Genomic DNA, 22,269 nt, shown 5'->3' on the forward strand with positions numbered 1-22,269 from the left:
GAAATATATATGCATAAAATCTCTGCTGGTATCAGTGGTAAATACGCAAGACCAGGTAATGGTCACAACCAACCAGATGACCATGCCGCTTCTTCAAGGCTTGGACGATATATACATGCCACAGTCAGACAGTGGGATAATGCCCCCCGCTCTACCCCGGAGCGTAACGAGTTTTACCATTCTTCTGGCGCATGTTCTTCTCTACAGCATCGTTCAGTAAACCCTGCGCAAGATTTTAATGGCCTCATCAAACAGGAAATAATGGATGATCTGGTGAGTAAATCGGATTATTTCGGTCATCGCTATGATGGGAGACATCACGGGCAATATGCCAATTCAATTAAAAAATACACGTCAGCTGCTAAAAGACCGTTAAATCGAGCTGAACAAAGCCAGCTGATACGTTTGCTGCAAAATTTTACCGCAACACGAAGCTGGAATTGGCGAAGCCTGACGACAACATTTCATTCGTTTACTTCATCGGGCGTGTTTACCCATCATAAACCCATGGATGAGCGTATTAAACTTACTCAAGCTCACTTGTTGTCAACGCTACTTGATGCAATAACATTCAAGTGCAACCAAAAACCTCAAGCCAGGGATATTGATGACATGGGAATCGCCAACCTGCTATGGGCCATGGCAAAACTGGTGGACAACAGGCAGGCGCAAACAACAGATTTCAACGTAGCCGTTGCCGCGCTGTTGCCCCACGTAAACGCACTGAAAACTAATTTTAAACCACAGGGTATCACCAACCTGTTGTGGTCCATGGCGAAACTGGTCGACAACGGGCAAGAGCGGATACCAGGACTCAAAGAGGCCGTGGCCACGCTGTTGCACCGGGTGAACGCAAAGAAAGCTGACTTTAACCTACAGCAAATCACCAACCTGCTTTGGGCCATTGCGAAACTGGTGGACAACGGACAAGGGCAAACACAAGGGCTCAAAGAGGCTGTTGCCGTGCTGTTGCCTCTTGTGTATGCGCAGAAAGACCAGTTTAATGCCCAGCGCATCGCCAACCTGCTGTGGGCCATGGCGAAACTGGCGGACAACGGCCAGAAACGGACGCCCGAGTTCAATGCAGCCGTGAACGCGCTGTTGCCCCACGTGAACGCACAGAAAGACCAATTTAATCCCCAGGGCATCGCCAACTTGCTGTGGGCGATAGTGAAACTGGTGGACAACGGCCTGAAGCGCACACCAGAATTCAAAGAAGCCGTGGCCGTGTTGTTGCCCTGCGTGAACGCACAGAAAGCTAACTTTAAACCACAGGGGATCGCCAACCTGCTTTGGGTTATGGTGAAACTGCCGGACATCGGGCAGGAGCCGACACCCGAGCTCAACGAAGCCGTGACCGCGTTGTTGCCCTATGTGAAGGTACAGAAAGCTAACTTTAAACCACAGGGTACCACCAACCTGCTGTGGGCAATGGCGAAACTGGCGGACAACGGGCAGGAGCGGGTGCCCGAATTCAATGAAGCCATGACTGCGCTGTTGCCCTATGTGAAGGCACAGAAAGACCAATTTATTCCTCAGCATGTCGCCAACCTGCTGTGGGCCCTGGCGAAACTGTTGGACAACGGACCGGAGAAGACACAAGAGTTCAATGAGGCTGTGGCCACTCTTTTGTCCTGCGTGAACGCACAGAAAGACCAATTTATTCCCCAGCATATCGCCAATTTGATGTGGGCCATGGCGAAACTGGTGGACAATGGACAGGAGTGGACGCCAGAGTTCTACAAAGCTGTAGCCGCGCTGTTGCCCCAAGTGATCGCACAGAAAGCTGACTTTAAACCACAGGAAATCGCCAACCTGCTGTGGGCCATAGCGAAACTGGTGGACAACGGTCAGGAGCAGACAGCGCAGTTCAACGAAGCCGTGGCTGTGCTATTGCCCCTCGTGAACGCCATGAAAGCTGACTTTATCGCACAGGAAATTGCCAACCTGCTGTGGGCCACGGCGAAACTGGCGGACAACGGGCAGGAGCAGACAGCAAGGTTGAAAGAGGCCATGGCCGCGCTGCTGCCCTTCGTGAATGCACTGAAAGCCCATTTTAATCCACAGGAAATCGCCAATCTGCTGTGGGCCATGGCGAAACCGGGTGAACTCCTTGAGCTGAATATGGTGACTTCTACATTCGAATCTCTTGTCTACCGAATCAGTGAAAACCCTCAGCTCTCTCAGCAAGACATATTGATGTCTCTATGGGGAGTAATGGTATGGTGTGCCAGGTTGTCCCTGATCTCCAACGCCAATCAAAATAGCGTGATTGAAAAGTACATAGATGATCTGTTTACTCGTCTGGAAAATACCGCCCCAAACAATGAAGATGAACAATCCATCATTGCCCTGGCCGCAAGTTGGCTTGGGAGAACGTGTCCGATCGTCCCCCATTACCTGCGCACCATGTCACAACCTCAAGCCGAATTCCGCGATCAACTCAAATCATGCATTCCCTCTTTGAAAATTGAAGAAGAAAAGTGTCTGAACTCGCTGCCTCCGGTTGACCTGCTACTGCCAGATCACAACATTGTTATTGAAATTCAGGGACCGTTTCATTACGTGAGTGGTGATTTCAAAACCAGGAATGGTTCGACTCTGCTGAAAATCGCACTGCTGAAGAAAGCAGGATTTGAGGTCATTGAAATCCCTACTAACACGGTTTGGGACCAGGATTCAATAAAACCATGTATTGATCAAATAAAGACCAGGGAGGGAGCTTCCAGACTTTAGTCCGTATCCACAGGTGATCCTTTGGCAGATTAAGCAAAATGAACTTCTGAACAGCACCGAAGTCTGCTTTTTATATTCTCATGAATTGATGAAATATAATTATGGATAAAAGCTCTGCTGGTATCAGTGGTCATTACGCAAGATCAGGTAATGGTCACAACCAACAAGATGACCGTGCCGCTTCATCAAGGCGTGGACGATACAGACACGCCACAGTCAGACAGTGGGATAATACTCAACGCACTACACCGGGGTGTAATCAATTTTACCGATCCACTGCCGTATGCCTTTCTCAACATCTACAGTGTCGTTCAGTAAACCTGGCCCAGGGTTTTTACGCCCTCATCAACCAGGAAATAATAGATAATCTGGTGCGTCAATCTGAACGTTTTGGTCATCGCTATGATGGGAGGTGTCATGGTCAATATGCCAGTTCAATTAAAAAATACACGTTAACTGTTAAAAGACCGTTAAATCGAGCAGAACAAAGCCAGCTGATACGTTTTCTGCAAAATTTTACCATAAAACGAAGCTGGAATTGGCGAAGCCTGACGACAACATTTCATTCATTGACTTCAGCAGGTATTTTTACCCCTCATAACCCTATGAATGAGTGTGTTAAGCGTACTCAAACTGCCTTATTGTCAACGCTTCTTGATGTATTAATATTCAAGTGCCATCAAAAACCTCAAGCCAGGGATATTGATGCCATCGGAATCACCAACCTGCTATGGGCCATCGCGAAACTGGTGGACAGCGGGCAGAAGCAGACACCAGAGCTCAAACAGGCCGTGGCTGCGCTGATGCCCCATCTGAGCGTAAAGAAAGACCAATTTATTCCTCAGCATCTCGCCAACCTGCTGTGGGCCATGGCAAAACTGGTGGACAACGGTCAGGAGCAGACAGCAGAGATCAAAAAGGCCGTGGCCGCGCTGTTGCCCCATGTGAATGCCCAGAAAGACCAGTTGAGTCCTCAGAATATCGCCAACCTGCTGTGGGCCGTGGCGAAACTGGTGGACAACGGCCAGGAGTGGACACCCGAGCTCAACGAGGCCGTGGCCGCTCTGCAGCCCTGTATAAACGCACAGCAAGACCATTTTATTCCTCAGCATATCGCCAACCTGCTGTGGGCCATGGCGAAACTGGTGGACAACGGGCAGCAACAGACACCATGGCTCAAACAGGCTGTGGCCGCACTGTTACCCCACGTAAACGCACAGAAAACTAACTTTAAGCCACAGGAACTCGTCAGCCTGCTGTGGGCAATGACGAAACTACTGGACAACGGTCAAGAGCAAAGACAAGGGCTCAAAGAGGCCGTGGCCGTGCTGTTGCCTCAAGTGAACGCAAAGAAAAGCCAATTTAATGCTCAGGGCATTGCCAACCTGCTGTGGGTCGTGGCGAAACTGGTGGACAACGGGCAGGAATGGACACCCGGGCTGAACGCGGTCGTTCACGCGCTGTTGCCGCACGTGAACGTACAGAAAGACCAATTTAATCCTCAGCATATCGCTAACCTGCTGTGGGCCATGGCGAAACTGGTGGGCAACGGTCAAATACTGACGCCAGAGTTCAAAGAGGCCGTCGCCGTGTTGTTGCACCTCGTGAACGCACAGAAAGCCAACTTTAAACTACAGGGTATCACCAACCTGCTGTGGGCTATGGCGAAACTGACGGACAACGGCCAGGAGCGGACACCTGAGCTCAACGAAGCAATGGCCGCGCTGTTGCCCCACGTGATCGCACGGAAAGCTGACTTTTTACCACAGGAAATCGCCAACCTGCTGTGGGCCATGGCGAAGGTTGTCAACGGCCCGGGGCAGATACCAATGCTCAACAAAGCCGTGGCCGCGCTGTTGCCCTACGTGAAAACACAGAAAGACCAACCTATTCCTCAGCAAATCGCCAACCTGCTGTGGGCTCTGGCGAAACTGGTGGATAACGGGCAGGAGCAAACACCAGAGTTTAAAGAGGCTGTCGCCGCACTGTTGCCCCACGTGATTACACAGAAAGCTGGCTTTAAACCACAGGAAATCGCCAACCTGCTGTGGGCCATGGCGAAACTGGTGGATAACGGGCAGGAGTGTACACCAGAGTTCTACGAGGCTGTGGCCGCGCTGTTGCCCCACGTGATCGCACGGAAAGCTGACTTTATACCGCAGGAAATCGCCAACCAGCTGTGGGCCATGGCGAAACTGGTGGACAACAGTCAGGAGCAGACAGCTGAGCTCAACGAAGCCGTGGCTGCGCTGTTGCCCTACGTGAATGCACAGAAAACCAACTTTAAACCACAGGAAATCGCCAACCTGCTGTGGGCCACGGCGAAGCTGGGTGAGCTCGTTGAGCTGCCCCTGTTTACCTCCACGTTCAAATCACTTGTCCACCGAATCAGTGACAACCCCCGGCTCTCTCAACAAGATATATTGATGTCACTCTGGGGAGTAATGGTATGCTGTGCCCGGTTGTCTCTGGCCTCCAATGCCAATAAAAATAACGGACTTGAAAAGCACATGGATAACCTGTTTACTCGTCTGGAAAATACCTCCACAGACAATGAAGAGGATCAATCCATCATTGCCATGGCCGCCAGTTGGCTTGGGAGACAGTGTTCGTTCGTCCCCCATTACCAGACCATCAGGTCAAGACCTCAAACCGACTTCCGCAATCAACTCCAGTCATGCATTCCCTCTTTGAAGATTGAAGAAGAAAAGAGCCTGAACTCATTGCCTCCCGTTGACCTGCTACTGCCAGATCACAACATTGTGATTGAAGTTCAGGGACTGTCCCATTACGTGCGCGGTGATTTAAAAACCAGGAAAGGTTCGACTCTGCTTAAAATCGCACTACTGCAAAAAGCAGGATTTGAGGTCGTTGAAATCCCGGCTAATACACTTTGTAACCATTATTTAATGCAACTATGTATTGATAAAATAAAGACTAGGATAGACCATTTCAGAAAAATGAACTTCTGCACAGAATAGCAGTCTGCTTTTAATATTTTCATGAATTGATGAAATATAAATATGCATAGAAGCTCAGCTGGAACCTTTGGTTTATACGCAAGACCAGATAATCATGCCAACCAACCGGATACCCATGACGCTTCTTCAAGGCGCGTGCAATATAGACAGGGCACAGTCGAATGGTGGGATAATCCACCCCGCACTACCCCGGGGCATAATGAATTTTATCATTTCTCTGGCGCATACCCTTCTCTAAATCTACTGTGCCGTTCAGTGATCCCCGCTCAGAATTTTAATGCGCTTATCAAACAGGAAATAATGGCAGATCTGGTGAGTAAAACGGATCGTTACGCTCCTTTCTATGATGGGAAACCACACAGTCGATATGCCAGTTCAATTAAAAAATACACGTCAGCTGTTAAAAGACCGTTACATCGAGTGGAACAAAGCCAGCTGATACATTTGCTGCAAAATTTCACAGTAACACGGAGTTGGAATTGGCGAAGCCTGACAACAACACTTCATTCATTGACTTCAGCGGGTGTTTTTACCCCCCATAATCCCATGGAGGAACGTGTCCAGCTCACTCAAACTGCGTTATTGTGCGTTCTACTTGATGGAATAATATTGAAGTACATCGAAAAACCTGAAGCCCGGGATATTGATGCCCAGGGAATCGCCAACCTGCTGTGGGCCATGGCAAAACTGGTGGATAACGGGCAGGAGCAAACACCAGGGCTCAACGAGGCTGTGGTCACGCTGTTGCCCCTCGTGAACGCACAGAAATACCAATTCAATGCCCAGGGTATTGCCAACCAGCTGTGGGCCATGGCCAAACTGGGTGAACTCATTGAGCTGAACCTGGCTACCTCTACGTTCGAATCGCTTGTCTATCGAATCAACAAGTACCTGCAGTTTTCTCAGGAAGAGATATCGATGTCTCTCTGGGGAGTCATGGTATGCTGTGCCAGGTTGTCTCTAGACTCCAATGGCAATAAAAATAATGTGTTTAAAAAGCACATGGATGACTTGTTTACTCGCCTGAAAAATACCTCGCCAGATAATCAAGAGGATCAATCCATCATGTTCATGGCCGCAAGTTGGCTTGGCAGAGCCTGCCCGGTCGTTCGCCATTACCACACAAACATTTCAAAAACCCAGGTCGACTTCCGCGATCAACTAAGATCATCTATTCCATCTTTGAAGATCGAAGAGGAAAAAAGTCTGAACTCATTACCTCCGGTTGACCTGCTTCTGCCAGATCACAACATGGTGATTGAAGTTCAGGGCCCCTCTCATTACGTGGGTGGTGATTTCAAAACGAGGAAGGGTTCGACTCTGCTGAAAATCGCACTGCTGCAAAAAGCAGGATTTGAGGTCATTGAAATCCCGACTAACCAGCTTTTGAACAACGATTTAATGAAACCCTGTATTGATCAAATAAAGATCAGGTTAGGCATCCCGCCACAGGGGCATGGCTTTGTATCACTTAAAAAGAGCGTGGGCAGGTGCTGCATACGTAACTACCGAAGAACATTTAGCAGAGCAAACCAGCCCGGCAAAGAGGAAGAAAACAAACAGCCAGTAATCGCCTTCCTCCCATCATGACTCAAGTAAACTTTGCCGCACAATGAACTTCTGGGCAGAACAGCAGTCTGCTTTTTATATTTTCATGAATTAATGAAATATAATTATGGATAGAAGTTATGCTGGTATCAGTGGTCAATACACAAGATCAGATAACGGTTACAACCAACCGAATGGCCGTGCCCCTTCTTCAAGGCATGGGCGATACCGACATGCCACAGTCAGGCAATGGAATCATCCCACCCGCACTGCACCGGGTCGCAATGAATTTTACCATTCTTCTGACACACGCTCTTCTCAACATCTACTGCGCCGTTCAGTACACCCTGCTCAAAATTTTCATGCCCTCATCAAACAGGAAATAATGGATGATCTGGTGAGTAAATCGGATCGTTTCGGTCATCGCTATGATGGGAGAGATCACGGCCTATATGCCAGTACAATTAAAAAATACACGTCAGCGTCTAAAAGGCCTTTAAATCGAGCGGAACAAAGCCAGCTGATGCGTTTACTGCAAAATTTCACAGCAACACGGAGCTGGAATTGGCGAAGCCTGACGACAACACTGCACTCATTGACTTCAGCGGGGGTTTTTACCCCTCATAAACCCATGGATGAGCGTGTCAGGCGTACTCAAGCTGCCTTATTATCGACGCTACTGGATGCAATAATATTCAAGTGCAAGCAAAAACCTCCCGCCAGGGATATTGATGCCCATGGAACCGCCAACCTGATGTGGGTCATGGCGAAACTGGTGGACAGCGGGCAGAACCCGATACCAGAGCTCAAAGAGGCCGTGGCCGTGTTGTTGCCCCATGTGAACGCACAGAAAAAACAATTTATTCCTCAGGGAATCGCCAACCTGCTGTGGGCCATGGCGAAACTGGTGGACATCGAGCAGGAGCGGACACCAGAGCTCAACGAGACCGTGTCCACGCTGTTGCCCAGCGTGAACGCACAGAAAGCTGACTTTAAACCACAGGAAATCACTAGCCTGCTGTGGTCCATGGCGAAACTGATGGACAACGATCGGAAGTGGGTACCAGCGCTCAAAGAGACTGTGGCCGTGTTGTTGCCCCACGTGAACGCACAGAAAAACCAATTTAATGCCCAGGAAATCTCCAACCAGATGTGGGCCATGGCGAAACTGGTGGACAAAGGGCAGGAGCGGACACCAGGTCTCAACGAGGCCGTGGCCGCCCTGTTGCCCCTTGTGAACGCACAAAAAACTAACTTTAAACCACAGGGTATCGTTAACCTGCTGTGGGCCATGGCGAAACTGGTGGACAACGGGCAGGAACTGACACCAGAGTTCAACGAGGCCCTGGCCGCGCTGTTGCCCCACGTGAACGCACAGAAAGACTGGTTTATTCCTCAGCATATCGCCAACCTGCTGTGGGCCATGGCAAAACTGGAGGACAACGGGCTGGAGCGGACACCAGATTTCAACAAGGCCGTGGTCACGCTTTTGCCCCACGTAAACGCACAGAAAGACCAGTTTAGTCCTCAGCATATCGCCAACCTGCTGTGGGCCATGGCAAAACTGGAGGACAAAGGGCAGGAGCAGACACCAGATCTCACCGAGACCGTAGCCACGCTGTTGCCCCACGTGAACGCACAGAGAGCTAACTTTAAACCTCAGGAAATCACCAACCTGCTGTGGGCCATGGCGAAACTGGTGGACAACTGCTACGAGCAGACACCAGAGTTCAACGAAGCTGTAGCTGCGCTGTTGCCCTGCGTGACCGTACCAAAAGCTAACTTTAAACCACAGCATATCACCAACCTGCTGTGGGCCATGGCGAAACTGGTAGATAACGGGCAGGAGCAAGCACCAGGGTTCAAAAAGGCCGTGGCCGCGCTGTTGCCCCACGTGAATGCACAGAAAGACCAATTTACTGCCCAGGGTATCGCCAACCTGTTACAGGCCATAGCGAAGCTGGTAGATAACGGGCAGGAGCAAACACCAGAGTTCAAAAAGGCCGTGGCCGCGCTGTTGCCCCGCGTGAACGCACAGAAAGACCAGTTTAGTCCTCAGCATATCGCCAACCTGCTGTGGGCCATGGCGAAACTGGTGGACAACGGGCAGGAGCAGACACCAGAGTTCAACGAAGCTGTAGCTGCGCTGTTGCCCTGCGTGACCGTACCAAAAGCTAACTTTAAACCACAGCATATCACCAACCTGCTGTGGGCCATGGCGAAACTGGTAGACAACGGGCAGGAGCAGACACCAGGGTTCAACGAGGCCGTGACCGCACTGATGCCCCTCGTGAATGGACAAAAAGCTAACTTTAAACCGCAGGGTATCGCCAACCTGCTGTGGGCCATGGCGAAACTGGTGGACAACGGGCTGGAGCGGACATCAGGTCTCAAAGAGGCCGTGGCCGCCCTGTTGCCCCTTGTGAACGCACAAAAAACTCACTTTAAACCACAGGAAATCGCTAACCAGCTTTGGGCCATGGCGAAACTGGGTGAACTCGTTGAGCTGAACGTGGTTACCTCTACGTTCGAATCGCTCATCTATCGACTCAGTGAGAAGCTTCAGTTTTCTCAGAAAGAGATATCGATGTCTCTCTGGGCATTAATGGTATGCTGTGCCAGGTTGTTTCTGGACTCTAATGCCAATAAAAATAACCTATTTGAAAAACACATGGATGACCTGTTCATTCGTCTGGAAAATACATCGCCAGATAATGGAGAGGATCAATCCATCATTACCATGGCTGCAAGTTGGCTTGGCAGAACCTGTTCGGTCGTCCACCATTACCAGACAATCATTTCAAAAAACCAAGCCGACTTCCGTGATCAACTCAAATCATCTATTCCATCTCTGAAGATTGACGAAGAAAAGAGTCTGAACTCATTACCTCCGGTTGACCTGCTTCTGCCCGATCACAACATGGTGATTGAAGTTCAGGGACCGCGTCATTACGTAGGTGGTGATTTCAAAACCAGGAATGGTTCGACTCTGCTGAAAATCGCACTGTTGCAAAAAGCAGGATTTGAGGTCATTGAAATCCCGACTAACCAGCTTTTGAAGAAAGATTTAATGAAACCCTATATTGATCAAATAAAGATCAGGGTAAGCATCCCGCCACAGGGTCATGACGCTGTATCACCTAAAAGAGGGTGGAAAGACGCTGCATACGTGACTGGTGAAGAACATTTACAAGAGCAAACCAACCCGGCAAGGAGGAAGAAAACAAACAGCCAGTAATCGCCTTCCTCCCATCATGACTCAAGTAAACTTTTCCGCACAATGAACTTCTGGGCAGAACAGCAGTCTGCTTTTTATATTTTCATGAATTAATGAAATATAATTATGGATAGAAGTTCTGCTGGTATCAGTGATCAATACACAAGATCAGATAACGGTTACAACCAACCGAATGGCCATGCCCCTTCTTCAAGGCGTGGGCGATACAGACATGCCACAGTCAGACAGCGGGATAGTCACCCCCGCTCTACCCCGGGATGTAATGAATTTCACCATTCTTCTGGCACACGCCCTTCTCAATATTTAATTCACCGTTCAGTAAACTGTGCTCAAGATTTTAATACCCTCATCAAACAGGAAATAATGAATGACCTGGTGAGTAAATCGGATCGTTTCGGTCATCGCTATGATGGGAAAAAACACAGTCAATATGCCAGCTCAATTAAAAAATACACATCAGCTGCGAAAAGACCGTTAAATCGAGCTGAACAAAGCCAGCTGATGCGTTTGCTGCAAAATTTTACTGCAACACGGAGCTGGAGTTGGCGAAGCCTGACGACAATATTTCATTCATTCACTTCAGCAGGTGTTTTTACCCCTCATCAACCCATGAATGAGCATGTTAAACTCACTCAAGCTGCCTTATTGTCGACACTGCTTGATGCAATAATATTTAAGTGCAACCAAAAACCTGAAGCCAGGGATATTGATGCCCAGGGAATCGCCAACCTGTTGTGGGCCCTGGCGAAACTGGTGGACAACGGGCAGGAGCGAACAGCAGAGCTCAAAAAGGCCGTGGCCGTGTTGTTGCCCCATGTGAACGCACAGAAAAAACAATTTATTCCTCAGGGAATCGCCATCCTGCTGTGGGCCATGGCGAAACTGGTGGACATCGGGCAGGAGCGGACGCCAGAGATCAACGAGGCTGTGGCTTCGCTGTTGCCCCGTGTGAACGCACAGAAAGACCAATTCAATACCCAGAATATTGCCAACATGCTGTGGGCCATCGCGAAACTGTCGGACAACGGGCAGAAGTGGGCACCAGAGCTCAACGAGGCCGTAGCCTTGCTGCTGCCCCACGTGTACGTACAAAAAGCTGACTTTAAACCACAGGGTATCGCCAACCTGCTGTGGGCCATAGCGAAACTGGTGGACAACGGCCAGGAGCGGACACCAGGGCTCAATGAGGCCGTGGCCGCCCTGTTGCCTCACGTGAATGCACAGAAAGACCAATTTATTCCTCAGGCTATCGCCAACCTGCTATGGGCCGTGGCAAAACTGGTGGACAACGGGCAGGAGCGGACACCAGAACTCAAAGAGTCTGTGGCTGCACTATTGCCACACGTAAACACACAAAAAGCTTGCTTTAAACCACAGGAAATCGCCAGCCTGCTATGGGCTATGGCGAAACTGATGGACAACGGGCAGGGGCCGACACCAGAGTTCAGCGAGGCCGTGGCCGTGCTGTTGCCCCAAGTGAACGCACAGAAAGACCAGTTTATTCCTCAGCATATCGCCAACCTGCTGTGGGCCATGGCGAAACTGGTGGACAACGGGCAGGAGCCGACACCAGAGCTCAACGAGGCCGTGGCTGCCCTGTTGCCCCATGTGAACGCACAGAAAGACCAATTTATTCCTCAGCACATCACCAACCTGCTGTGGGCCATGGCGAAACTGGTGGACAACGGGCTGGAGCCGACACCAGAGCTCAAAAGGGCCTTGGCCGCGCTGTTGTCCCACGTGAACGCACAGAAAAACCAACTTAATGCCCAGGGCATTGCCAACCTGTTTTGGGCCATGGCGAAACTGGTGGACAACGAACTGGAGCGGACACCGGGGCTCAAAGAGACCGTGGCCGCACTGCTGCCCCTCGTGCAAGCACAGAAAAACCAACTGAATGCCCGGAGCATTGCCAACCTGCTGTGGGCCATGGCGAAACTGGTAGACAAAGGGCAGGAGCGGACGCTGGCGCTTAAAAAGACTGTAGCCGCGCTGTTGCCCCATGTGAACGCACAGAAAGAGCAGTTTACTGCCCTGGGTATCGTCAACCTGCTGTGGGCCATGGCGAAACTGGTGGACAGCGGACTGGAGCGAACACAAGGGCTCATAGAGACCGTGGCCGAACTGTTACCCCACGTGAACGCAATGAAAGACCAATTTATTCCTCAGCATATTGCCAACCTGCTGTGGGCCATAGCAAAACTGGTGGACAACGGGCAGGAGTGGACACCAGAGCTCAAAGAGGCAGTGGCCGCGCTTTTGCACTACGTGAACGCACAGAAAAACCAATTTAATACCCAGAATGTCGCCAACCTGCTTTGGGCCATGGCAAAACTGGTGGACAACGGAGAGTGGGTACCAGAGCTTAAAGAAGCTGTGGCCGCGCTGTTGCCCTACGTGAACGCACAAAAAGCCCACTTTAGACCACAGGAAATCGCCAACCTGCTGTGGGCCATGGCGAAACTGGGTGAACTCGTTGAGCTACAAGTGGTTACTTCTACGTTTGAATCGCTTGTCTGCAGATTAAGTGACAACCTTCAGCTCTCTCAGCAAGATATATTTATGTCTCTCTGGGGCATAATGGTATGCTGTGCCAGGTTGTCTCCAGACTCCAATGCCAATAAAAATAACATGCTTGAAAAGCACATGGTTGACCTGTTTACTCGCCTGGAAAATACATCCCCGGACAATGCAAAGGATCAACGCATCATTGCCATGGCCGCCAGTTGGCTTGGGAGAGCAAGTCCGATCATCCCCCATTACCAGACAACCATTTCAAAACTTCAATCCGACTTCCGCGATCAACTCCAATCATGCATGCCCTCTTTGAAGATTGAAGAAGAAAAGTGTCTGAACTCATTGCCTCCCGTTGACCTGCTGCTGCCAGATCACAACATGGTTATTGAAATTCAGGGACCGTCTCATTACGTAAGTAATGATTTTAAAATCAGGAATGGTTCGACTCTGCTTAAAATTGCACTGTTGCAAAAATCAGGATTTGAGGTCATTGAAATCCCGGTTAACCAGCTCAGGAGCCAGGATTCAATGAAACTTTACATTAATCAAATAAAGACCAGAGTGGAAATCCCGCCACAGGGTCATGGCTGTGTATCACTTAACACCGCATGGGCAGATGCTGCATACGTGACTGCCGAAGAACATTTAGGAAGAGCAAACCAATCCAGCAAAGAGGAAGAAAACAAACAGCCAGTAATCGCCTTCTTCCCATCATGACTCAAGTAAACTTTTCCGCAAAATGAACTTCTGAACAGAACAGCAGTCTGCTTTTCATATTTTCATGAATTAATGAAATATAATTATGGATAGAAGTTCTGCTGGTATCAGTGATCAATACACAAGATCTGATAACGGTTACAACCAACCGAATGGCCATGTCGCTTCTTCAAGGCGTGGGCAATACAGACATGCCACAGTCAGAAAGCGTGATAGTCACCCCCGCTCTATCCCGGGATGTAATGAATTTCACCATTCTTCTGGCACACGCCCTTCTCAATATTTAAGGCACCGTTCAGTAAACTCTGCTCAAGATTTTAATGCCCTCATCAAACCAGAAATAATGGATGGTCTGGTGAGTAAATGGGATCGTTTCGGTCATCGCTATGATGGGAGAAATCACAGTCAATATGCCAGCTCAATTAAAAAATACACGTCAGCTGCTAAAAGACCGTTAAACCGAACAGAACAAAGCCAGCTGATGCGTTTGCTGCAAAATTTTACTGCAACACGGAGCTGGAGTTGGCGAAGCCTGACGACAATATTTCATTCATTCACTTCAGCAGGTGTTTTTACCCCTCATCAACCCATGAATGAGCATGTTAAACTCACTCAAGCTGCCTTATTGTCAACACTGCTTGATGCAATAATATTTAAGTGCAACCAAAAACCTGAAGCCAGGGATATTGATGCCCAGGGTGTCGCCAACCTGTTGTGGGCCATGGCGAAACTGATGGACAACGGGCAGGAGCGGACAGCAGAGCTCAAAGAGGCCGTGGCCGCGCTGTTACCCCACATGAACGCACAGAAAGACCAATTTAAGGCCCAGGGTATCACCAACCTGTTGTGGGCCATGGCGAAACTGGTGGACAACCGGCAGGAGCAGACACCAGGACTCAAAGAGGCCGTGGCCGCGCTGTTGCCCTACGTGAACGCACAGAAAGACCAATTTAATGCCCAGGGTATAGCCAACCTGTTGTGGGCCATGGCGAAACTGGTAGACAACGGGCAGGAGCAGACACCAGGACTCAAAGAGGCCGTGGCCGAGCTGTTGCCCCACGTAAACGCACAGAAAACTAACTTTAGACCACAGGGAATCGCCAACCTGCTGTGGGCCATAGCGAAACTGGTGGACAACGGCCAGGAACGGACACCAGGGCTCAACAAGGCCGTGGCCGCCCTGTTGCCCCACGTGAACGCACAGAAAGACCAATTTATTCCTCAGGCTATCGCCAACCTGCTGTGGGCCATGGCAAAACTGGTGGACAACGGTCAGGAGCAGACACCAGAACTCAAAGAGGCTGTGGCTGCGCTGTTGCCCCACGTAAACACACAAAAAGCTTGCTTTAAACCACAGGAAATCGCCAACCTGCTATGGGCCATGGCGAAACTGGTGGACATCGGACAGGAGCAGACAACAGATCTTAACGAGGCCGTGGCCGTGCTGTTGCCACAAGTGAACCCAGAGAAAGCTAACTTTAAACCACAGGAAATCGCCAACCTGCTGTGGGCCATGGCGAAACTGATGGAGAACGGGCAGGAGCAGACACCAGAGCTCGACGAGGCCATGGCCGCCCTATTGCTCCTCGTGAACGTACAAAAAGTTAACTTTAAACCACAGGGTATCGTCAACCTGCTGTGGGCCATGGCGAAACTGGTGGACAACGGGCTGGAGCAGACACCAGAACTTAACGAGACCGTGGCCGTGCTGTTGCCCCACGTGAACGCTCAGAAAGCTAACTTTAAATCACAGGGTATCGCCAACCTGCTGTGGGCCATGGCGAAACTGGTGGACAACGGGCTGGAGCAGACACCAGAACTTAACGAGACCGTGGCCGTGCTGTTGCCCCACGTGAACGCATACAAAGACCAATTTATTCCTCAGCATATCGCCAACCTGCTGTGGGCCATGGCGAAACTGGTAGACAAAGGGCAGGAGCGAACACCAGAGCTCAAAGAAGCAGTGACCGCGCTGTTGCGCCACGTGAACGCACAGAAAGCTCACTTTAAACCTCAGGAAATCACCAACCTGCTGTGGGCCATGGCGAAACTGGTGGACAACGGGCATGAGCAGACACCAGAGCTCAACGAGGCCGTGGCCGCGCTGTTGCCCCACGTGAACGCACGGAAAGACCACTTTAATACCCAGGGCATTGCCAACCTGCTGTGGGCCATGGCGAAACTGGTGGACAGCGGGCAGGAGCAGGCACCAGAACTCAACGAGGCCGTGGCTACCCTGTTGCCCCTCGTGAACGCAAAGAAAGACCACTTTAATACCCAGGGCATTGCCAACCTGCTGTGGGCCATGGCGAAACTGGTGGACAACGCGCAGGAGAAGATACCAGGGCTTGTGGAGGCCACGGCCGCGCTGTTGCCCCACATGAACGCACAGAAAGCTAACTTTACACCACAGGCAATCACCAACCTGCTGTGGGCCATGGCGAAACTGGTGGACAACGCGCAGGAGCGGACACCAGAGCTCATCGAGGCTGTGGTCGCGCTGCTGCCTCTCGTGAACGCACAAAAAGCTAACTTTACACCACAGGCAATCACCAACCTGCTGTGGGCCATGGCGAAACTGGTGGACAACGGGCAGGAGCGGACACCAGAGCTCAACGAGGCTGTGGTCGCGCTGCTGCCTCTCGTGAACGCACAAAAAGCTAACTTCAAATCACAGGAAATCGCTAACCTGATTTGGGCCATGGCGAAACTGGTGGATAACGGTCAGGAGCAGACACCAGGGCTCAACGAGGCTGTGGTCGCGCTGTTGCCCCTCGTGAACGCACAAAAAGCTAACTTTAAACCACAGGAAATCGCTAACCTGCTATGGGCCACGGCCAAACTGGGTGAACTCGTTGAGCTGAACGTGGCTACCTCTGCATTCGAATCGCTCGTCTATCGAATCAGTGAGAACCTTCAGTTTTCTCAGGAAGGGATATCGATGTCTCTCTGGGGAGTCATGGTATGCTGTGCCAGGTTGGCTCTATACTCCAATACCTATAAAAATAACTTGCTTGAAAAGCACATGGGTGACCTGTTGACTCGCCTGGAAAATACATCGCCAGATAATGAAGATGATCGATCCATCATGATCATGGCCGCAAGTTGGCTTGGCAGAGCGTGTCCGGTCGCCCCCCCTTACCAGACAATCGTTTCAAAACGTCAATCCGACTTCCGCAATCAACTCCAATCATCTATTCCATCTTTGAGGATTGAAGAAGAAAAGAGTCTGAACTCATTACCTCCGGTTGACCTGCTTCTGCCAGATCACAACATTGTGATTGAAGTTCAGGGCCCCTCTCATTACGTGAGTGGTGATTTCAATACCAGGAATGGTTCGACTCTGCTCAAAACCGCACTACTGCAAAAAGCAGGATTTGAGGTCATTGAAATCCCGGCTAACCGGCTTTTGAACAACGATTTAATGAAACCCTATATTGATCAAATAAAGATCAGAATAGGCATCCCCCCACAGGAGCATGGCTCTGTATCATTTAATAGAGGGTGGGCAGATGCTGCATACGTGACTGGCGAAGAACATTTAGAAGAGCAAACCAACCCAGCAAAGAAGAAGAGAAGAAGAAAACAAACAGCCAGTAATCGCCAGCCTCCCATCATGACTCAAGTAAACTTTTACGCAAAATGAACTTCTGAGCAGAACAGCAGTCTGCTTTTTATATTTTCATGAATTAATGAAATATAATTATGGATAGAAGTTCTGCTGGTATCAGTGGTCAATACACAAGATCAGGTAATGATTACAACCAACCGAATGACCATGCCCCTTCTGCAAGGCGTGGGCGATATAGATATGCCACAGTCAGACAGTGGGATAATCCCCGCAATGCCCCGGGGCGTAATGAATTTTACCATTCTTCTGGCACACGCTCTTCTCAACACCCACTGCGCCGTTCAGTAACCCCTGCTCAAGATTTTAATGCCCTCATCAAACAGGAAATAATGGATGATCTGGTGAGTAAATCGGATCGTTTCGGTCATCGCTATAATGGAAAAAATCACAGTCAATATGCCCTTTCAATTAGAAAATACACGTCAGTTGCTAAAAGACCGTTAAACCGGGCGGAACAAAGCCAGCTGATACGTATGCTGCAAAACTTTACCCCAACACGGAGCTGGAACTGGCGAAGCCTGACGACAACACTTCATTCATTTACTTCAGCGGGTGTTTTTGCCTTTCATAAACCCATGGATGAGAATGTGAAGCTTACTCAAGCTCACTTATTGTCAACGCTACTTGATGCAATAATATTTAACTGCAACCAAAAGCCTGAAGGCCGGGATATTGATGCCCGTGGTATCGCCAACCTGCTGTGGGCCCTGGCGAAATTGGTGGACAACGGGCAGAAGCAGACACCCGAGTTTAAAGAGGCCATGGCCACCTTGTTTCCCCTCGTGAACGCACAGAAAGACCAATTTATTCCTCAGCATATCGCCAACCTGCTGTGGGCCATGGCGAAACTGGTGGAAAACGGGCTGGAGCGAACAACAGGACTCAACGAGGCCCTGATCGTGCTGTTGCCCCAGGTCGACGCACAGAAAGGCCAATTTAATGTCCAGGGTATAGCCAACCTGCTGTGGGCCATGGCGAAACTGGTTGACAACGGGCAGGAGCGGACACCAGGGCTCAAAAAGGCCGTGGCCGCGCTGTTGCCCCAAGTGAATGCTCAGAAAGCTAACTTTACACCACAGGGTATCGCCAACCTGCTATGGGCCATAGCAAAACTGGTGGACAACGGGCTGGAGCGGACACCGCAGCTCAACGAGGCCGTGGCCGTGCTGTTGCCACAAGTGAACCCAGAGAAAGCTAACTTTAAACCACAGGAAATCACCAACCTGCTGTGGGCCATGGCGAAACTGGTGGACAACGGGCAAAAGCGAACACCAGAGCTCAACGAGGCCATGGCCGCGTTGTTGCTGCACGTGAGCGCACAGAAAGACCAATTTAAGGCCCAGGCCATTACCAACCTGCTGTGGGCAATGGCGAAACTGGTGGACAACGGGCTGGAGCGTACACCAGGGCTGAAAGAGGCCTTAGCCGCTCTGTTGCCCCTCGTGAACGCACGGAGAGCTACCTTTAAACCACAAAGTATCGCCAACCTGCTGTGGGCCATGGCAAAACTGGTGGACAACGGGCAGGATCCGACACCAGAGTTCAAAGAGGCCGTGGCTGCACTTTTGCACCACTTGAACGCACAGAAAGACCAATTTAATGCCCGGGATATCGCCAACCTGCTTTGGGCCATAGCGAAACTGGTGGACAACGGGCTGGAGTCAACACCAGAGCTCAACGAGGCCGTGGCCGCACTGTTGCCCCACGTGAATGCACAGAGAGCAACCTTTAAACCACAAGGTATCGCCAACCTGCTGTGGGCCATGGCGAAACTGGTGAACAACGGGCAGGAGTCGACACCAGAACTCAACCAGGCCGTGGCCGCACTGTTGCCCCTCGTGAACGTACAAAAATACCAACTTAATGCCCATGGCATTGCCAACCTGCTGTGGGCCATGGCGAAACTGGTGGATAACGGTCAGGAGTGGACACCAGAGTTCAAAGCGGCCGTGGCTGCGCTGTTAACCCACGTGAGCGCACGGAAAGCTAACTTTACACCACAGGGTATCGCCAGCCTGCTGTGGGCCATAGCGAAACTGGGTGAACTCGTTGAGCTGAATGTGGTTACCTCTACGTTCGAATCGCTTGTCTACCGAATCAGTGAAAACCCTCAGCTCTCCAGGCAAGATATATCGATGTCTCTCTGGGGCGTATTGGTATGCTGTGCCAGGTTGTCTCTAGACTCCAATGCCAATAAAAATAACGTACTTGAAAAGCACATGGATGACCTGTTGACTCGCCTGGAAAATACATCACCGGATAATGAAGAGGATCAAACCACCATTGCCATGGCCGCCAGTTGGCTTGGCAGAGCGTGTCCGTTCAACCCCCATTACCAGACAACCATTTCAAAACATCAGGCCGACTTCCGCAATCAACTCCAATCATGCATGCCCTCTTTGAAGATTGAAGAAGAAAAGAGTCTGAACTCATTACCTCCGGTTGACCTGTTACTGCCAGATCACAACATGGTGATTGAAGTTCAGGGATCGTCTCATTACGTGAATGGTGATTTCAAAACCAGGAAGGGTTCGACGCTGCTTAAAATTGCACTGCTGCAGAAATCAGGATTTGAGGTCATTGAAATCCCGGTTAACAGGCTTTGGAACCAGGATTTAATGAAACCATTTATTGATCAAATAAAGAAGAGAACAAACAGCCAGTAATCGTCTCCCTGCCATCATGACTCAGGAACCGTTGTCACAATCCAGAGTAGTTATTCTTCTCCAACCACTTGCGTTTATAAACCGTTCAGCAAAATGAACTTCTGAACAGAACCGCAGTCTGCTTTTTATATTCTCATGAATTAATGAAATATAATTATGGATAGAAGATCAGCTGGTATCAGTGGTAAATACACAAGATCAGGTAATAATTACAATCAACCGAATAACCATGCCCCTTCTTCAGGGCGTGGGCGATATAGACATGCCACAGTCAGACCATGGGATAATTCCCCACGCACGGCACCGGGCCGCAATGAATTTTACCATTCTTCTGGCACACGCTCTTCTCAACATCTACAGTGCCGTTCAGTAAGCCCTGCTCAAGATTTTAATGCCCTCATCAAACAGGAAATAATGGATGATCTGTTGAGTAAATCGGATCGTTTCGGTCATCGCTATGATGGGAGAAATCACAGCCTATATGCCAGTTCAATTAAAAAATACACGTCAGCGTATAAAAGACCGTTAAATCGAACAGAACAAAGCCAGCTGATGCGTTTGCTGCAAAATTTTACTGCAGCACGGAGCTGGAATTGGCGAAGCCTGACGACAACACTGCACTCATTTACTTCAGCGGGTGTTTTTACACTTCATAAACCCATGGATGAGCGAGTTAAACTTACTCAGGCTAACTTATTGTCAACGCTATTTGATTCAATCATATTTAACTGCAACCAAAAACCTGAATCCAGGGATATTGATGCCCTGGGAATCGCCAGCCTGCTGTGGGCCATGGCGAAACTGGTGAACAACGGGCAGGAGCAGACACCAGAATTCAACGAGACCGTGGCCGCGCTGTTGCCCCAAGTGGCCGCACAGCAAGACCAGTTTAATGCCCAGGGAATCGCCAACCTGCTGTGGGCCATGGCGAAACTGGTGGACAACGGGCAGGAGCGGACGCCAGAGCTGAACGAGGCCGTGGCTTCGCTGTTGCCCCATGTGAACGCACAGAAAAACCAATTTAATACCCAGAATATTGCCAACCTGCTGTGGGCCATCGCGAAACTGTCGGACAACGGGCAGAAGCGGACACCAGAGCTCAACGAGGCCGTAGCCGTGCTGCTGCCCCACGTGAACGTACAAAAAGCTAACTTTAAACCACAGGGTATCGCCAACCTGCTGTGGGCCATAGCGAAACTGGTGGACAACGGCCAGGAGCAGGCACCAGAACTCAACGAGGCCGTGGCCGCCCTGTTGCCCCACGTGAACGCCCAGAAAGACCAATTTATTCCTCAGGCTATCGCCAACCTGCTGTGGGCCGTGGCAAAACTGGTGGACAACGGTCAGGAGCAGACACCAGAACTCAAAGAGGCTGTGGCTGCGCTGTTGCCACACGTAAACACACAGAAAGCTTGCTTTAAACCACAGGAAATCGCCAGCCTGCTATGGGCCATAGCGAAACTGGTGGACATTGGACAAGAGCGGACACCAGAGCTCAACGAGGCCGTGGCCGCCCTGTTGTCCCACGTAAACGCACAGAAAGCTCACTTTAAACCACAGGGTATCGCCAACCTGCTGTGGGCCATGGCGAAACTGGTGGACAACGGGCAGGAGCCGACACCAGAGCTCAAAGAGGCTGTGGCCGCGCTGCTGCCCCACGTGAACGCATACAAAGACCAATTTATTCCTCAGCATATCGCCAACCTGCTGTGGGCCATGGCGAAACTGGTGGACAACGGGCAGGAGCCGACACCAGAGCTAAAAAGGGCCTTGGCCGCGTTGTTGTCCCACGTGAACGCACAGAAAGCTCACTTTAAACCACAGGGTATTGCCAACCTGCTGTGGGCCATGGTGAAACTGATGGACAACGTCCAGGAGCGGACACCAGAACTCAAAGAGACCGTAGCCGCGCTGTTACCCCGCGTGAACGCACAGAAAAACCAGTTTAATGCCCTGGCTATTGCCAACCTGCTGTGGGCCATGGCGAAACTGGTGGACAACGGGCAGGAGCCAACACCAGAGCTCAAAAGGGCCTTGGCCGCGCTGTTGTCCTACGTGAAGGCACAGAAAGCTCACTTTAAACCACAGGGTATCGCTAACCTGCTGTGGGCCATGGCGAAACTGGTGGACAAAGGGCTGGAGCGGACACCAGGTCTTAACGAGGCCGTGGCCGTGCTGTTGCCCCAAGTGAACGCACAGAAAGACCAGTTTATTCCTCAGCATATCGCCAACCTG

General features: G+C 50.5%; 8 protein-coding genes. All 8 read left to right on the top strand.

Going from position 1 to position 22,269, the window contains the following annotated elements:
- Nucleotides 1-9 precede the first annotated feature (9 nt).
- Entirely contained in the window at nt 10-2,736 is a 2,727-nt protein-coding gene (locus ACO6VE_RS00985) for a DUF1601 domain-containing protein (protein ID WP_422459238.1), read from the top strand.
- Between the two features lie 101 nt (nt 2,737-2,837).
- Nucleotides 2,838-5,717 (top strand): DUF1601 domain-containing protein, encoded by a 2,880-nt coding sequence (locus tag ACO6VE_RS00990; protein WP_422459240.1) that lies wholly within the window; start codon nt 2,838-2,840, stop codon nt 5,715-5,717.
- 42 nt (nt 5,718-5,759) lie between these two features.
- Complete coding sequence (locus tag ACO6VE_RS00995) at nt 5,760-7,307, top strand: RAP domain-containing protein (protein WP_422459242.1); 1,548 nt, start codon at nt 5,760-5,762, stop codon at nt 7,305-7,307.
- 85 nt (nt 7,308-7,392) lie between these two features.
- The gene (locus ACO6VE_RS01000; RefSeq protein WP_422459244.1) at nt 7,393-10,503 is read left to right on the top strand and encodes a DUF1601 domain-containing protein; all 3,111 of its coding nucleotides are present in this window, start codon (nt 7,393-7,395) and stop codon (nt 10,501-10,503) included.
- A gap of 105 nt (nt 10,504-10,608) precedes the next feature.
- Nucleotides 10,609-13,737, top strand: a complete 3,129-nt coding sequence (locus tag ACO6VE_RS01005; RefSeq protein WP_422459246.1) for a DUF1601 domain-containing protein — start codon at nt 10,609-10,611, stop codon at nt 13,735-13,737.
- An 85-nt stretch (nt 13,738-13,822) separates the two neighbouring features.
- A complete protein-coding gene (locus ACO6VE_RS01010) occupies nt 13,823-17,383 on the top strand; it encodes a DUF1601 domain-containing protein (RefSeq protein ID WP_422459248.1) in 3,561 nt (1,186 codons plus the stop codon).
- A gap of 59 nt (nt 17,384-17,442) precedes the next feature.
- The gene (locus ACO6VE_RS01015) at nt 17,443-20,034 is read left to right on the top strand and encodes a DUF1601 domain-containing protein (RefSeq protein ID WP_422459250.1); all 2,592 of its coding nucleotides are present in this window, start codon (nt 17,443-17,445) and stop codon (nt 20,032-20,034) included.
- Between the two features lie 156 nt (nt 20,035-20,190).
- Nucleotides 20,191-22,269 (top strand): DUF1601 domain-containing protein (locus ACO6VE_RS01020; RefSeq protein ID WP_422459252.1); only part of this gene is annotated, 2,079 nt, incomplete at its 3' end.

The sequence above is a fragment of the Endozoicomonas sp. ALB115 genome (genome assembly GCF_049310245.1).
GTDB lineage: Bacteria > Pseudomonadota > Gammaproteobacteria > Pseudomonadales > Endozoicomonadaceae > Endozoicomonas.